Origin of the sequence: Limnothrix sp. FACHB-881 (genome assembly GCF_014698135.1) — a bacterium.
Lineage (GTDB): Bacteria > Cyanobacteriota > Cyanobacteriia > CACIAM-69d > CACIAM-69d > CACIAM-69d.
On record NZ_JACJSN010000031.1, the window covers coordinates 1 to 15,508 of the forward strand.

General features: G+C 55.5%; 13 protein-coding genes. 8 read left to right on the forward strand and 5 right to left on the reverse strand.

Annotated elements, in window-relative coordinates; all coding sequences use genetic code 11:
• Positions 1 to 248: 248 nt before the first annotated feature.
• Positions 249 to 1,130, forward strand: coding sequence for a carboxylating nicotinate-nucleotide diphosphorylase (nadC, locus tag H6G52_RS18090; RefSeq protein WP_190530197.1), 882 nt, complete (start codon positions 249 to 251; stop codon positions 1,128 to 1,130).
• A 143-nt stretch (positions 1,131 to 1,273) separates the two neighbouring features.
• On the opposite strand, the gene H6G52_RS18095 is transcribed toward nadC, so the two are convergent.
• Positions 1,274 to 2,845: a serine/threonine-protein kinase gene (locus tag H6G52_RS18095; RefSeq protein ID WP_099531481.1), complete on the reverse strand. Its 1,572-nt coding sequence runs from the start codon at positions 2,843 to 2,845 to the stop codon at positions 1,274 to 1,276.
• Between the two features lie 1,060 nt (positions 2,846 to 3,905).
• Here H6G52_RS18095 and pheT point away from each other — a divergent pair.
• Positions 3,906 to 6,392, forward strand: a complete 2,487-nt coding sequence (gene pheT, locus H6G52_RS18100; protein ID WP_190530178.1) for a phenylalanine--tRNA ligase subunit beta — start codon at positions 3,906 to 3,908, stop codon at positions 6,390 to 6,392.
• Positions 6,393 to 6,416: 24 nt separating this feature from the next.
• Here the strand turns inward: pheT and H6G52_RS18105 are convergent, their stop codons facing one another.
• Positions 6,417 to 7,370 carry an SGNH/GDSL hydrolase family protein gene (locus H6G52_RS18105; protein WP_190356289.1) on the reverse strand — a complete coding sequence of 318 codons (954 nt, stop codon included), beginning with the start codon at positions 7,368 to 7,370 and terminating at the stop codon, positions 6,417 to 6,419.
• 233 nt (positions 7,371 to 7,603) lie between these two features.
• Here H6G52_RS18105 and H6G52_RS18110 point away from each other — a divergent pair, with 233 nt between their 5' ends.
• On the forward strand, positions 7,604 to 7,897 hold the full coding sequence (locus tag H6G52_RS18110) for a hypothetical protein (protein ID WP_190356298.1): 294 nt from the start codon (positions 7,604 to 7,606) through the stop codon (positions 7,895 to 7,897).
• Positions 7,898 to 8,069: 172 nt separating this feature from the next.
• On the opposite strand, the gene H6G52_RS18115 is transcribed toward H6G52_RS18110, so the two are convergent.
• Both H6G52_RS18115 and H6G52_RS18120 read right to left on the reverse strand, forming a co-directional pair.
• Positions 8,070 to 8,543, reverse strand: a complete 474-nt coding sequence (locus tag H6G52_RS18115) for an NAD(P)H-quinone oxidoreductase subunit N (protein WP_099531486.1) — start codon at positions 8,541 to 8,543, stop codon at positions 8,070 to 8,072.
• A gap of 331 nt (positions 8,544 to 8,874) precedes the next feature.
• Positions 8,875 to 9,492, reverse strand: a complete 618-nt coding sequence (locus H6G52_RS18120; protein WP_190530180.1) for a hypothetical protein — start codon at positions 9,490 to 9,492, stop codon at positions 8,875 to 8,877.
• Positions 9,493 to 9,854: 362 nt separating this feature from the next.
• Here H6G52_RS18120 and H6G52_RS18125 point away from each other — a divergent pair, with 362 nt between their 5' ends.
• The 5 genes from H6G52_RS18125 (at position 9,855) to H6G52_RS18145 (ending at position 14,827) form a co-directional block, all read left to right on the forward strand.
• Complete coding sequence (locus H6G52_RS18125; RefSeq protein ID WP_190530182.1) at positions 9,855 to 10,652, forward strand: hypothetical protein; 798 nt, start codon at positions 9,855 to 9,857, stop codon at positions 10,650 to 10,652.
• Positions 10,653 to 10,704: 52 nt separating this feature from the next.
• The gene (locus H6G52_RS18130; RefSeq protein ID WP_190530184.1) at positions 10,705 to 11,145 is read left to right on the forward strand and encodes a hypothetical protein; all 441 of its coding nucleotides are present in this window, start codon (positions 10,705 to 10,707) and stop codon (positions 11,143 to 11,145) included.
• A gap of 112 nt (positions 11,146 to 11,257) precedes the next feature.
• Positions 11,258 to 13,726: a primosomal protein N' gene (gene priA / locus H6G52_RS18135; RefSeq protein WP_190530186.1), complete on the forward strand. Its 2,469-nt coding sequence runs from the start codon at positions 11,258 to 11,260 to the stop codon at positions 13,724 to 13,726.
• An 86-nt stretch (positions 13,727 to 13,812) separates the two neighbouring features.
• Positions 13,813 to 14,061 carry a DUF433 domain-containing protein gene (locus H6G52_RS18140; RefSeq protein WP_190530189.1) on the forward strand — a complete coding sequence of 83 codons (249 nt, stop codon included), beginning with the start codon at positions 13,813 to 13,815 and terminating at the stop codon, positions 14,059 to 14,061.
• A 175-nt stretch (positions 14,062 to 14,236) separates the two neighbouring features.
• A complete protein-coding gene (locus H6G52_RS18145) occupies positions 14,237 to 14,827 on the forward strand; it encodes a Uma2 family endonuclease (protein WP_190530192.1) in 591 nt (196 codons plus the stop codon).
• 72 nt (positions 14,828 to 14,899) lie between these two features.
• Here H6G52_RS18145 and H6G52_RS18150 read toward each other — a convergent pair whose 3' ends face one another.
• Positions 14,900 to 15,232 carry a low molecular weight protein tyrosine phosphatase family protein gene (locus H6G52_RS18150; protein ID WP_190530194.1) on the reverse strand — a complete coding sequence of 111 codons (333 nt, stop codon included), beginning with the start codon at positions 15,230 to 15,232 and terminating at the stop codon, positions 14,900 to 14,902.
• Between the last annotated feature and the right edge of the window lie 276 nt (positions 15,233 to 15,508).

A 15,508-nucleotide genomic window follows, 5' to 3' on the forward strand; every position in this document is an offset into this window, starting at 1 on the left:
TTCGCTTCAGCCGCCGTTTCCGGTTCGCTTCGCTTTCGCTTCCCCCTCAGCGCTTTATTAAATTAACAACCTTTCTCGAACTTGTCAACACTTTTTGAAAAAAAATTTTCGCGTACATACCCGAAATTCCCCCAATTTCCCTCCCAGTCAACACTTTGGACGCTAAAAAAATTTTTGATTGACCGATTACGGTGGGGCGCTCAAGTCGAGTTAGGCTTGGGCGCGTTGTTTTTGAAGGGCGCGTGGATATGGCTAAGGGCATGTTGCCGGGTTGGCTACAGGTTGATGAGCTGCTGCGAGGGTGGTTGCTGGAGGATTTGGGGCGGGGCGATCGAGCAACGTTGGCGGTGGTTCGAGGTGCAGCACAGGAGCCATGGGGACGGGCGACTTGGATTGCGAAGGCTGAGGGCGTGATTGCTGGGCTGCCGATCGCGGGGCGTGTTTTTCAATTGCTGGACGATCGGGTGGTGTGGGGTGCTGAGGTGGAGGAAGGTGTTGCCTGTGTGCCTGGACAACTGTTGGCTCAGGTGTCAGGGCCACTGGAGGCGCTTCTCAGCGGCGAGCGGGTGGCGTTGAATTTGGTGATGCGATTGAGCGGGGTGGCAACGCTGGCTAGTCAGTATGTGGAGCAACTGACTGGACTTCCCACACAGCTAGCGGATACGAGGAAGACGATTCCAGGACTCAGGATTTTGGAGAAATATGCGGCTCAGGTTGGGGGTGCGGTGAATCACCGCATGGGGCTGGATGATGCGGTGATGTTGAAGGATAACCACTTGGCAGCGGCTGGTGGGGTGGCAGTGGCGGTGGAACATGTTCGATCGCTCTGTCCCTATCCCTTGACGATCGAGGTGGAAACGGAATCCCTGGCGCAAGTAGCAGAGGCGATCGTAGCGGGGGTAGACATCATCATGTTGGACAACATGCCGCTGGCGATGATGCAAGAAGCAGTTGCCATGATTCGCGCGAAGGCTCCTCATATCAAAATTGAGGCTTCGGGCAATGTCTCTCTGGCTACGGTGCGATCGATCGCGCAAACCGGCGTAGATTACGTTTCCACCAGTGCACCGATGACCCAATCTCGTTGGCTGGACATCAGTATGCGTATCCAAAACACTGACACCCAGTAGGCTACCGATATCACCACGCTGCCATAACCACTGAGATCAGGGGTTGATTCGAGGGAGCAAGTGAGCGACTGGACAAAGCGGGAGGCGCGATCGATCAAACCCGATCGATCAAACCCGATCGATCAAACCCGATCCAACGCACTCTACATAAAGCCACGCTTACCACTGGGCATGATGGTCATCCAGTTGGTCTTAGCAACCGCTAATTGCTCTTCGTCAATTTTGGCCCCGGTCAAGTTCGCGCCACAGAAGTTAGCCCCTGAAAGGTTGGCATTCGTAAAATTGGCGTAGCTGAGGTCGGCTTTGCGGAAGTCGGCCTTGGCTAAATTCGCCGTATGGAAATAGGCGCGAATGAGCTGGGCCCCGCGTAAGTTAGCCTCTAGCAAGCTGGCTTTGGCAAAGTTTGCTTCCGTTAAGTTTGATCCTTGCAAGTTTGTCTTATCGAGCTTTGACTCTCGAAAAATACAGCCGGATAGATTAACGTTCGGCAGTTCCCCACGACTGATGTTGTGGGCGGCGAAGTCCCGGCGGCCTTTGGCGTAATAGGTTTGAACTTCATTGCCCTTGAGCCATGGCATGGGTCCACCGGCTTTGGGTTTGTTGCCGCCGCTCACCCGACCGCTGTTGCCGGCTGCCCCCGATAAGGAGCTACCCGTGCTGAGACCGCCGGTTAATTCAGGGCGCGATCGACGGGCACGGATGGACTGGGCTAAACGAGAGGTGTTGTTGGCAACGGGCGGCCCGCCAAAATTTCCTCCCATAGAAGGACGGGTTGGCTCGGTGCTGACCGGTAGCGCCATACTTTGCGCCAAGTCGTCCATGTAAGGCTCCAGGTCGAGGGCCCGCAGGATGTCTTCGGAACGCTGGTACCGGTTTTTGACGGCAATTTCCAGCATTTTTTTCAGCACATTGGCCAAGTGAGCGCTGATGTGGACGTATTTTTGCCACATCATTTCACCGGTGGTGGGGTGATAGTCCAAATCCTTAGGCGATCGCCCCGTTAGCAAATAGATGCAGGTTGCACCCAAGGCATAGATATCACTGGCATAAACAGGGCGCAGGGAGAGCTGTTCCGGTGGAGCATAGCCAGGGGTTCCCACCGACACCGCCGTCAAGGCCGTTTGGTCAGAGACGGGGCCCGTTTGCACCTGATCTTTCACCGCGCCAAAGTCAATGAGAACTAGCCGTTTATCCTGTTCCCGTCGAATGAGGTTATCCGGCTTGATATCTCGGTGAATGACCTTATTGGAATGGACGTATTGCAGAATGGGCAGGGCTTCGCTGAGAAATTGCCGAACAGCCGCTTCACTGTAGGGGCCGTTCTTTTTCACTTCACCCTTCAGGGTCATGCCATCCACAAATTCCTGAACAAGATAAAACTCCTTATCCCGTTCAAAGAAGTTCAAGAGTTGGGGAATTTGGGGATGATTGCCAATTTTGCCCAGGGTTTTGGCTTCCCGCTGGAAAAGATTACGCGCCATTTCAAATACATGGGGCGCGGTGGTGGCGGGTCGTAATTGCTTAATGACGCACTTGGGGCTACCGGGCAGGGAGATATCTTCTGCCAAAAACGTCGCGCCAAACCCCCCCTGGCCAAGGGCACGGAGGATGCGATAGCGATCGCCCAGTAGCAACGATGAGCCGCAAGTTTGACAACGTTCGGCCTCGTCGGGATTTTCGGGGTGGGGACAGGCAGGGTTTAGGCAATAGCTCATCCGGCATCACCAAGGATTGCAGAGTCGATCCGGTTGCGGGGTCGATGCGTTGCAAGCCCGAGCAGCATCTTTCATCTCTACGATACCAAAGGCGCTCATCGTTGCACGGGTTTGAAGGAGTTGGGTAGTGGTGACTTTGATTGCTTAAGGATTGCTCTTGCGGATCAGCACCAACTATTCACAGACTCGGATAAAGCGTTAATTGGCAGCGTTTTTGGGATTCAGTGGCTAGGGCTGTTTACGTATTCTTTCGGAGCATACGAGTTATCAATGACACAGATAGATTTGGGATTGAGATCTGGGATGACAGGTTAGCTTCATCCAAATTTCACACAACCTTGCCATTCACCATGCCATTGACGAAGGCGTGATTCGCCAAGGATTCAGTCCACTTCGCTGACCTAAATTCCGCCCCCGTTCACCGGGTGGTGATGACTTATGGCCAGCGAAGCAGGGGTTGTGATGCTGATTTTGATCGGGCGGGATCCCACAGACACCCGGAAAATCAGCCCTTGGCCCAACCAAGAGCGCTAAGATAGTCCCTTGGCAAACTGCCCTCCGTCTTGGGTGATGGGGTTGGTTGGTTCCCGGAATATCAATTTCCGAAGGGTGATCACCCCTCAGGGAATGGTGTGTTCGATTGTTCGAGTTGCTTAGATTTAGCAGCAATCACGCCTAGTTTCCGGGATGTTCCCCCAGCAGTATGCTCATCCGGGAGCAGTGATGCGCCTCTGACGTTCCTAGCCTACTGTGCTGCTGCGCCAATTGGCTGACCTTTCCGAACACTTTGTAGCTTTGTGGGTGACTTTTGTGGCTCAGGGTGGGTCGCTCAAGCACGCTCGATGATGCCTAAGGGGGGATACCCAACGGGAGATGGCCAGCGGATGGTGTCCCGTCGGGTTGGGTTAGCCCAGGTCTAGAGACCAAGGTTTAGAGACCAAGGTTTAGCAGCAGTGGGTTGGTTATGCGTCTGGGGCTGGGATGGAACAGAACCACTACCGTTCTTCGGCTAGTACCACGCCACCTGAAGTATTCAATTCTCGATCGATAGACTGAATTCATGCGTATCTCTTTGAACTGGCTGCGTGAACTGGTCCCCTTCAACGCGACGGCGGAGCAGTTAGCCGAAACTCTGACCTTATCAGGGTTTGAGGTGGAATCCATCGAGGATTTGCGGGCGTTGGCTGATGGGGTGGTGGTGGGCAAAGTGCTCGATCGCCAGCAACATCCCAACGCCGATCGCCTGAGTGTTTGTACGGTGGATGTGGGTCAGGCGGAACCCTTAACAATTGTTTGCGGCGCGAAGAATGTGGCGACGGGGCAAACGGTGGCCGTGGCAACGGTGGGCACCTATCTGCCAGCGGTGGATTTGAAGCTGAAACCCACGAAGTTGCGGGGGGTTCCTTCGGCGGGCATGATTTGCTCCCTGAGTGAACTGGGCCTGGAGAAGGAGTCGGAAGGGATCCACGTGTTTGCGGAGGGCGAGTCTCTGGCGGCGGGGATGGATGTGCGGCCGCTGTTGGGGCTGGACGATGTGATTTTGGACGTGACTTCAACGGCAAACCGGGCCGATGCGTTGAGCATGGTGGGAATTGCCCGGGAAGTGGCGGCGCTGGTGGGGGGTGCGGTGATATTGCCGCCAACCACGGCGACTTTGCCCGATCGCCTGGGATCGGGGGTGACGGTGCGGGTTAGCGAATCCAAGGCTTGTCCGACCTATGTGGGAACGGTGATTGAGGGCGTGACGATCGGCCCGTCGCCGGATTGGTTGCAGCGCCGCTTGCAGTCGGCGGGCGTGCGGCCGATTAGCAATGTGGTGGATGTGACTAACTGGGTGATGTTGGAGTGGGGTCAGCCGCTCCATGCCTTTGATCGCGATCGACTGCAAGGGATCTGCGGTGGTTCGGAGCTGGCGATCGGGGTGCGTTATGGCCGGGCGGGTGAAACGCTGAAAACTCTGGATGGTCAGGAGCGATCGCTCTCGCCCCAGGCGCTGTTGATTACGGGGAACGATCGCCCGATCGCCCTGGCCGGCGTGATGGGTGGTGAGGAAACGGAGGTTGATAGCAGCACGACCAATTTGCTGTTGGAAGCGGCCCTATTTGAACCGGCGGCGGTGCGTCGATCGGCTCGCTCGATCGGGATCCGCACGGAGGCTTCCACCCGCTATGAACGGGGCACCAATCAGGTGGAATTCGGTTTGGCTCTGCAACGGGCGATCGATCTGATTCTGCAATTGGCGGGTGGACAAGTGGTAGCCCGCGACCAGGCCGATGCTCGTCCGCCCCTAGAAACCTTCAGCCGCACTCTGAATCTGCGGCTCGATCGCTTGCACCAAATCCTGGGGCCCCTGCAACCGCCCGAGGGTGAAAAGATTGATGAAGCGAGCGACCTGCGCGACTTTGTGCCCGCCGAGGCCGTGGAACAAATCCTGAGCAGCTTGGGTTGCCAACTGCGTGTGACCACCGCCGGAACCCCCGAAGGTGGCGGCCGCGAGTGGGAAGTGATCGTGCCGCCCTATCGCTATCGAGACCTGGAGCGGGAAATTGACCTAATTGAAGAAGTGGCTCGCCTGTTTGGCTACAACCGCTTTTCGAGCACCCTGCCGCCCAAGAGCGAATTTGGCTGCTTGCCGCCAGACATTGCCCTGCTGCGTCAGATTCGGGAACTGTTCCGGGCGGAAGGCCTGACGGAACTGATGCACTATTCCCTTTGCAAGCCAGCGGGCGGCCGCCAAGTGACCTTGGCCAATCCCCTTTATGCGGAATATTCAGCCCTGCGCACGGAGCTAATTTCCGGTCTCGTGGATGCCTATCAATACAACCTGGAACAGGGCAACGGCGGGCTGAACGGCTTTGAAATTGGCCGTGTGTTCTGGTCTGAGGAGGATGGACTGTTTGAGGCAGACAAGCTCGGCGGCATCCTGGGGGGCGATGCGCGGCGTGGCCGTTGGACGGCGGGCGGCAAGGAATCACCCCTGACTTGGTATGAGGCGAAGGGCATTTTAGAGGCAGTGTTCGATCGCTTGAATCTGTCGGTGGAATACCAGGCCGATCGCGCCGATGCTCGGCTCCATCCAGGGCGCACCGCTTCTCTGTGGTTGCGGGGCAACCGCCTAGGAACCTTTGGGCAACTGCACCCGGAGCTGTGCCAAGCGCGGGATCTGCCCGCTGAGATTTACGTGTTTGAGCTGGATCTGGAAACGATCTACAAGGTGGCGATCGACGATGCACCGCCCCAACCGAAGTTTGCGCCCTATGCCACCCTGCCCGCCAGCAGCCGCGATTTGGCTTTCTTTGCGCCAACTAAGGTGACCGTGGCCGAGCTGGAGCGCACCATGGCTAAGGCTGGTCGGCCTTTGCTGGAACAGGTGGAGCTGTTTGATGAATATCGGGGCGATCGAGTGCCGGAGGGGCAACGCAGTTTGGCTTTCCGCTTGCTCTATCGCAGTCCCGATCGCACCTTGACCGATGAGGATGTGGAACCGTTGCACCAAAAGGTGCGCGATGCCATTACCGAGAAGTTTGGGGCGACCCTCCGCAGCTAAGGATCAGGACAACCAACCCGCGGCCTAGCGCGATCGGGAGAGGGTGAGCAAACTGGCCACCCGATCCACGATCGCCTGGCTCACCAATCCATTGCCCAACTCCGAGAGGTGAATGGAGTCGCGGAAGAGGCCCGATCGATTAGCCAGCCGCCAATCCGGTAGAAAATCCAGCAGTTCAATGCCCTCCTGGCGGGCAAACGCCACCAGCCGATCGCGGGCCTTGGCCTCATAGTCACGCCCTTGGCCCGCCACCTCCCGCACCAGAGGCGTAATTGCCACCAGAAAATCTGCCTGGTTCCCTTGGGCCAAATCACGAATTTGGGCGATCGCGGCCAGGTTCAGCCCCACCCGATCGCCCGGTTCTGGGGGGCGATTTTGCAATTGAGGGGGCATTTGGGGCGGCCGCACCCGTTGCCACAGTTCCAGCCAAGCCAAGGGAGGTTCCCGATCGGGATAGTTGGGATCCAAGCCCACCGGCAATGAGGACGGAGCCATCGCAAACAAATCATCGGTATTCAGCAGCAACACCACCACTTGTGCCGAAAACGTGCCAAAGCGCTGGAGATAGCCCAGCTCATTGCGCGGGCCCCAGGAATTGGCCGAGGCATTTAAAACCTCGATCGGGCGATCGCGCACCGGGGCCGGCAACCGTTGCATCAAGCCCCGCTCCAACAAAGCCCCCATCGTGGCCTGATCATCCGTCCACCAGCCCCCGTTGGCGATGGAATCCCCCAACAGCAACACCCGCGTGGTTCCCTCCCGCAGGGCCGGGCTACGCATGGAATAAGCATTCACCGTAATCCGGTTGCCAAAGCGCCGAATTTGCCGATCGGGCTTCAGGCGATACCCCGTGTGGGGATCAGCCACATAAAGCGGTGGGTGGCCAAACCCAAATCCCCACCGCAAAACCCCTTCCCCAATTGCGAATAGGGCGATCGCCCCGAAGCATCCCCACAGGAGCCACTGCGCCACAACCATTCTCAACTCCTCAGCCGATAACCACGATCCCCAATTCATGGATCACCCCCGATCCCCCGGTTTCCTCGCATCCTCCGAGCATCCATCGCCCACCCCATTCACCTCAAACCGGGGACGATCGAGGACTGCAAGCATGTCATCAAAGCAGAATAGTCCCACCCCACTGCTGAATTAGGCGGCCGTTTTCTGTCCGGACTCGCTAAAATCAGTACCGGAAATTTTTACGATTTCGTTTGGCTCCTAGCCCCCATTCAGCAGCGATCGACCGAGCGATCGAGCGCCCGTCCCCTCGCCGGGGCCCGCAACTCCTCGATTTTGTCACCGGCCGATCTCCCCGGGCGAGCTACTTCAATCTTTCGCAACTCTTTCGCAACCCCCACAAGATCATGTCAGACCTCGATCGCGGCATTATGAAATTCAAGGGAGCCGATAGCCCCGTGGCGATCGCCCTCTCTGCCACCTTCATCCTGGGCGGCATCGTAGCCCTGATTGTTTGGGCGCTGCAATCTGCCTACAGCCTGAACTAGCACCCTAGCGCCCTAGATTCCCGTCGCTTAGACAACACAAAACCAGCAGCCAGAAGCGGCCGCTGGTTTTTGGTTATTTTGGATGGCTTTTGAATGCCTTCTGGATGCATCTCAGTTCTGGTTAAGCATCGAGCAAAGCGAGTCAGAGACGATCGCCTAGCCCACCCGAGTGCTACACAGGCGTGTTTTTCAGGGGCATCCAACGCAGGGCCCGATCGCCCCCCATTTCCACCACCACCTTCACGCGGGGATCCAGCTTCGGCAGAGCGCAAAGAAACTCAATTTCCTGGCGCGAGAGCACAAACCCTTCCAGGATCCAAATCAGCAAGCCCTTGGAACGGGGCGACAGGCCCGTAAGCTGCGTTTCAATGATGGGCGGAATAAAGTACGTCTGAATGTCTCTCTTGCCCAAGTGGGCGGGACGAACCCCATGCACCCCGGTCAGGTAAGTATTCGGGTCGCCTAAGCCACGCGCCGTCAACTTCACGGCGGTGTAACCATTGGCTCGGATGCGGCGAATATAGCGACCTTCGTAGCCCCCTTCCAAGGGCGCATAGAAGGCTAAAGCGCCGTGGGTTTCGAGATCGCGCACCAGGCGCTTACCGTCTGCGAAAAGCGAGAAGACACTATCTTGCAGGGCTACCATAAGCGTTTGCGCGATCGCGCGGAATGCTGGACTAGAGCGATCGACCCCAAACCATTACGGGCTGGTCGATGACCCTAGGCAATCTTACTACGCTCGTTTCAACCACAGGCGGTCGATCGGGCGGGAAATCGATTGCTTTTGATCATGAGTCCGATAGCGATTCGATCGAGCCACTCAGCCAGCGCTGCCCTTGAAGCTCGATCGGGCCGTTAATCCCCAACGACTCGATGAATCTGTAGCAGCGTTGATCAGTTACCGGTTTTCCAGGAATTTGACCCGAAAATTCAGTTTGGAACTGAATCGGCCAACCGTTAATGACCTCGCTGATTGGTTAATTCGAGTTCTGCGATTTTGCTTCTACACAACTGACCAGGATGCCAAAGAGCCGATCGAGCGGTTCGATCGCATATTCCCGCAAGTCGATCGTCACTTGATCACCCCGAAATTCCAGGAATTTCCACAAAGAACCGGTTGTAACCAAACCATAGAGGGGCGATCGCTCGTTCCCGCGTTGCCGATTGAAGCGATCGGCGGCAATCAACTCGGCAATGCATTGCCCCAAGCCTGCATTCAGGTTTTCGTTTTTGGCTTCCACAATGGTCAACACGGGCGCTTTAATCCACAGTTGCTCTGAGGATTGACTAATGAGAAAATCAACCCGACCTGTGAGACCCAATTCTGAATCCACATTGAATTCATTGCCCGAAAATAGGCTGATCTGATCATTAAACCAATGCTTTAGCGCTAACAGAATCGGTGCAATGATCATTTCGGAGCGGGCTTTTTCGGTGTTGATGGCGACTGCGATCGGGGTGTTGATTTGCAAAAATTGTGCCAGCCAGTCGGGAGGCGCGACAACGGGGCGATCGGCGAAGTAGTCCCGACTTTCGATCACGTCGATGCCAAAGTCACTAACAATCCGGTCAAGGGTAAAGTCACTGTAAGCCATTGGAATTGATTACCTTCTGGATTGTTTAAGTTTGGCATAAGCAAAATAAGCCAGTTGTAGTACACTCGCTGAGTTTTGCGAAAATCAACCAAACCTACTGCAACATAAGGATTTCTGGGAACTTGTCAGTTACCTGGCACTTCATGTGAGGTTATATATTTTCTTCTTCTAGAAATCCCAGATGCAAATCGTCTACAATCAGTCATTAAGTACGCTCCCTCCACTGCGTCAATCCCTTCATGAAATTCACTAGAAAGTCTGCGGAGTCTTTACTTTCAGCCGGCCTCGGCTTTCAAGCCAGTGCAGGTGCTCGGCTTGCATCGCAGAACATCCGAGAAATTGGTGCTCGATTCCGAGTGAAAATGGCTCGACTGGCAAAATCTCCAACGCCTTCCCGAGAAGGATTTGCCTTTGAGTATCTCGATGCTCTGGATCAGCAGCTTCACCTAGGCAGTCGCTACCGAGTTGAAGTTCCTAATGTCACTGGCAAAAATTCGCCTGATATTCGAGTCTGCATCAGATCTTCGGGCAAAGTTGTTCAAGAGCAACAGCTCAAATTCAACTCCCAGGCGGCTGATCGCGCTGCAAACAGTCAGGTATACGGCAAACAAGAAATTAGGACACCCAAGGGGCAAACTCGCCAATCAACGAATCCCCATGTCAGGGAATCGAATGTTTCTGGGGCTGAAGTCAGTAGAGGGGCTAGCAATCCCAATCAAGCTGTTAGGAACTATCAATTTAAGGCAGCGATCGCTGAAATTAGCCACGCTGCTGCTACTGGTGCAATTACTGGTGCTGTTGCTGCCCTTCTCATTTCAGGTCTAGAGCACTTTCTCGCAGTTGATCGCGGTGAAATGGAAATTGATCAGGCGATCGCAGCCGTTTTTTTCGATACACTTCAAGGCGCTTTGTTGGGGGCCGCTAGTGGAGCAGCGTTTGCGGCAATTCCTGCCTTTTTTCCGGCATTGATCCCTATTCTCAATATTGTTGCTGTACCGCTGATGGCAATCGGGGCTTTTCAGCTTGTGAATCAAGTCTTCCAAATTCTTGATCATCATGAGTCTGTCAAACGCAATGCGCTAATCAATCAGGTTTATCAGCAAGATGCCCAGTTTTTCGAGAGCTTTGACAAGCGCGTAGCAGACTACCTCGGTATTTAAGGACTTGCTTCGACTCCTCAGTTGTTCTCTCTTATTGATAAGGGGTTAGCAGATGAATATTGATCAAGCTCGTGGTTTGCTCAGTGAAATTGAAGAACTGCTACGTTCTGGTTCTCTTTGGGATATTGCCTGGCGGAACATCCTAAACGAAATCCGAGCCGGAGATGTGGACGGGCCGTTTAGTGAAGCTCTTGCAAAAATTCATGCATTGGGTGCGCTAGATCACGGCTTGAATGAATTTATTAACACCTTTATCAGATCACAGATTCAGCAATTTCATCAGAAACTATATAAGACTCGAAGAAGACATTTGATCAATGGCTATGTCTACAAGTATTCAGATGTTTTGGTCTTTGTAGAAGAGAGTCAGAAGTTGGTCAAGGCTCTGCGCAAGAAGATTGATCAGATTCATGCTGATTCATGCAAGGTATCCGCAGAGTTCCATGCACGTGCTTTACCTTGTGGAACAGGGGTTTTGATTGTTGACGACTGATTCAACAAAGACTGTTGCCCATTGCCCCAAAGGAAAGCGCTATAGAGTTGCATAACTTTTGGTCGATCGCCCTGATCGAGTAGGGTAGGGGTTCGATCGAGCGGTGAGGCAGATGCTCGAAACCGAATTACGAGAAACGTCGATCGCGCCGGTCTTGCCCGAGTTGGCGGCGGCCGCGGGCTATGTGGAAGTGTTGGTGGACTGTCCGGGCGTGACAGAGGCCTACACCTACACGATCGGGGCAGACCAGGCGATCGGGCCGGGGGACGTGCTGACCGTGCCCTTTGGGGGGCGATCGGTGGGGGCGATCGCCCTGCGTTGTTGGCAGCAGTTGCCCGAGGCGATTGACCCCAATCGGCTGCGGGAAGTCGAAGGAGTCGTAGCGAGCGGGCTGTTTGCCCCGGACTATTGGCAACTGTTGGCGCAGGTGGCCGATTACTATTGCGCATCGCTGATTCAGGTGGCTCGGGTGGCCCTGCCGCCGGGGGTGTTGGGGCGGGCATCGCGGCGGGTACGACTGGCAGACCCGTTACCGGCTTCGGCGGCGGCAGGCGTGGCGGAAACCCTGCTGAGTCCGATCGCCCTGCGGTTGTGGCAATGGCTGCGATCGCAATCGGGGCGCGACTACAGTTGGCGCTTTTTGCAACAGAAATTTCCCGGGGGCGATCGGGGGTTGCGGGACTTGGTGCGGCGCGGCTGGCTGATCAGTTATTTGGAATCGCCCAACGCCCCCAAGCCCAAGCGCCAACAAATGGCGATCCTGATTGGCGAAGGGGAACCGCTGACCCCGCGCCAACGGGAAATCGTCGGCATTTTGCAGCGGCGCGGCGGGGAACTGCTGGCTCAGGAGTTGATTACCTTGGGGCGCACCAGCAGTGGCACGTTGCGATCGCTTGAAGAAAAGGGCTGGTTGCTACTGGAGGCGCGGGAAATTTTGCGCGGCGATCGCCATGATGCGGGCCAGCGCGATCGCCCCAAAACCCTGACCCCGGCCCAAGCCGCCGCCCTGGAAACAATCCAAGGTTTGGAACCGGGTCAAACGGCCCTGCTGCATGGGGTGACGGGTTCCGGCAAAACGGAGGTTTATCTCCAGGCGATCGCACCAGTGCTGGCGCGGGGTCAGTCGGCGTTGGTGCTCGTGCCGGAAATCGGCCTCACACCGCAACTGACCGATCGCTTTCGGGCCCGGTTCGGCTCCCAGGTTTGCGTTTATCACAGCGGTCTCTCGGACGGGGAACGCTACGACACCTGGCGACAGATGCTAGACGGTGCGCCCCAGGTGGTGATTGGCACGCGATCGGCGATTTTTGCGCCCCTGCCGCATTTGGGCATGATTTTGCTGGATGAGGAACATGATCCCAGCTTCAAGCAAGATTCCCCGGCTCCTTGCTACCACGCGCGACAGGTAGCCCAGTGGCGATCGCGCCTGGTCGGTTGCCCGTTGGTGTTGGGGTCAGCCACGCCCTCCCTGGAAACCTGGACGAGCCAGCCGGTCTATGTGTCCCTGCCCGATCGGGTGCATGGTCGCCCCCTGCCGCCGGTCGAGGTGGTGGATATGCGCCAGGAGTTGCGGGACGGCAATCGATCGATTTTTAGCCGATCGCTCCAAGGGGCCATCACCGAGGCGATCGCCGCCGGCCGCCAAGCGATCCTCTTTGTGCAGCGGCGGGGCCACAGCACCTTCGTGTCCTGTCGCAGTTGCGGCCATGTGATGATGTGCCCCCACTGCGATGTGTCCCTGTCGTTTCACCACCAACGGGAAACGGCTCAACCCCTGTTGCGCTGCCACTTTTGCGGCTTTGGGCAACTGCACCCGCCCGCCTGTCCCGCCTGTGGGTCGCCCTACCTGAAGCATTTCGGCAGTGGCACGCAGCGGGTAGTGCGGGAACTGGAGCGGCAATGGCCCGACCTGCGAATTTTGCGCTACGACAGCGACACGACGCGCACCAAGGATGCCCACCGGATTTTGCTCGATCGCTTTGCCCGGGGTGAGGCGGATTTGTTGGTAGGCACGCAGATGCTGACCAAGGGGATCGACTTGCCGCAGGTGACGCTGGTGGGGGCGATCGCCGCCGATGGGTTGCTGAATCTGTCCGATGTGCGGGCCGGTGAGCGGGCGGTGCAAACCCTGTTGCAGGTGGCCGGCCGGGCCGGGCGCGGCGAGGAACCGGGGCGGGTGATTTTGCAAACCTACAGCCCGGAACACCCGGCGATCGGGGCGGTGGCCAATTACGACTACCCCAACTTTTTGGAACAGGAACGGGAGATGCGATCGGCGCTCAACTATCCACCAGTGGGGCAACTGATTCTGTTGCGGCTGAGTGGCCCCGACGAGGCGGCGGTGGGGCGCAGTGCCGAGCAGGTGGCGGCGCTACTGGAAACGGCCCGGGGCGACCGCGTGTTCGATCTGTTGGGGCCAGAGCGGGCGCAAGTGGGGCGAATTGCCAACCGCTTCCGCTGGCAAGTGCTGATCCGCATTCCCCCCGAGGGCGATCGCCCGACCAATTTGCTAGAGGTGCGATCGGCTTGCTTGCCGGGTGTCAGCCTCACGATCGACGTTGATCCTTTGAATTTCTTGTAGGAGCGCAGGGGGCGATCAGCTTGCCCCGTTCCCATCAAAGTCGCAACAATAGTCATAGTCGTTTTATGCCCGTGGGGGCGATCATCATGTCTGTTCCCAACGCTGATTTACTCCTGCAACGGATCACGATCGATCCGCAACTATGCCACGGAAAACCCTGTATTCGCGGTCTGCGATATCCAGTTGAGTTTCTTCTAGAGTTACTCGCATCTGGAATGACTCATGCTGAAGTGTTAGCCGATTATGATGATTTAGAATCGGAAGATTTATTGGCAGCATTAACCTTCGCCGTTCGTCTCAGCCAAGTCAAACAAACCTACGCGATCGCATCATGAAGTGGTTAGTAGCTGGTAGGTTGGGTTGAGCTAGCGAAACCCAACACGATTAATGCCAAATTAAATACTAACCAAATTCAAAATAGTCCATACCAAATTCAATACACTGTTGGGTTTCGTTCCTCAACCCAACCTACCTGACTACCTGCTTATCGTTTTCTTGGAGTGATCCAGTATGGTTGCTACATCTGTCCAGCCCGTTGCCAGCCCTCCAAAACAAACAGAGGACGACTATTTTGCTCTAGACACTCGCTCTGAGCATCGCCACGACTATGATCGAGGAATCATCACTCCCATGACGGGCGGCACACCTAACCACAACCGGATTATTGTCAACCTTGCTACCCTGTTGAAGATGGGCCTAAAACGTCAGCCCTACGATGTGTTTTCGAGCGATCAGCGGTTATGGATTCCCGAAGCCGATCGCTACACCTACCCCGATGTGATGGTGACACGCGATCCCTTGGAATTAAAACCGGGGCGCAAGGACACCGTGATGAATCCGATTTTGTTGGCGGAGGTGCTGTCAAAATCAACCGAAGATTATGATATTGGCGATAAGTTCAGAGCCTATCGAACGATTCCTGGCTTTGGGGAGTATTTAGCCATTTCGCAAACCTGGCCGCTTGTCACCCATTATGTCAAGCGCGATCAAGGCTGGTTGTTGAATGATGTGGCTGGGTTAGAAGCGACCCTGAAATTGGAGTCGATCGCCCTAGAAATTGCCTTGGCAGATTTATACGACAAAGTGGAATTTTCAGAATAAATCAACAGATTCCAGCATCACATTGATCGAACGCAATCAATCCTAATTCGCAGCATTCGATCGTTCACAATCCTAGAGAAATTTCTGAATATGTGGACCAACACGCTTCTCAAGCAGTGCAATCAGTGCTGGATCCATATATTGAAATTGATCTGGGATGTCTAGCGATATGATTCTTTTGCCATTGAGAGACGAACGAAATCGCTGTTGAATTCTGGCTTTATGTTTCTTCTCCATCACAAAGATCACATCTGCCCATGCAATCAGCTCCCGATCGAGTGGGTTGTTAGCCGATGAATGAATTCCCGCTGACAAACAATCTAACTGATCAAATCTCGAAAAAATCGCTTCAGCAGTTGGACTTCTCAGCTTATTTTGCGCACAAACAAACAAGATTTTTGGCATTTCCTAGAGATCAGTTATGGTCAAGTTAATGACTTCATGATAACGATCCAAAAACCACAATTTTCGTAGGGGCGCATCGCCATGCGCCCTCCGATACGCAAGATCCCGAAATCCAAGAATTATCGTTTGAATCGATCACCTCTGGCAGAGGGCGTACGGCGGTCACTGGCTTCAACTTAAGGAGAATCAGCCCAAATCTCCTTAAGTTGAGCTTCTCGCAACCGATGTCGCTGACGGATGTTTTTAACCAACCCTAGCAACTGATGATGTTCTAGG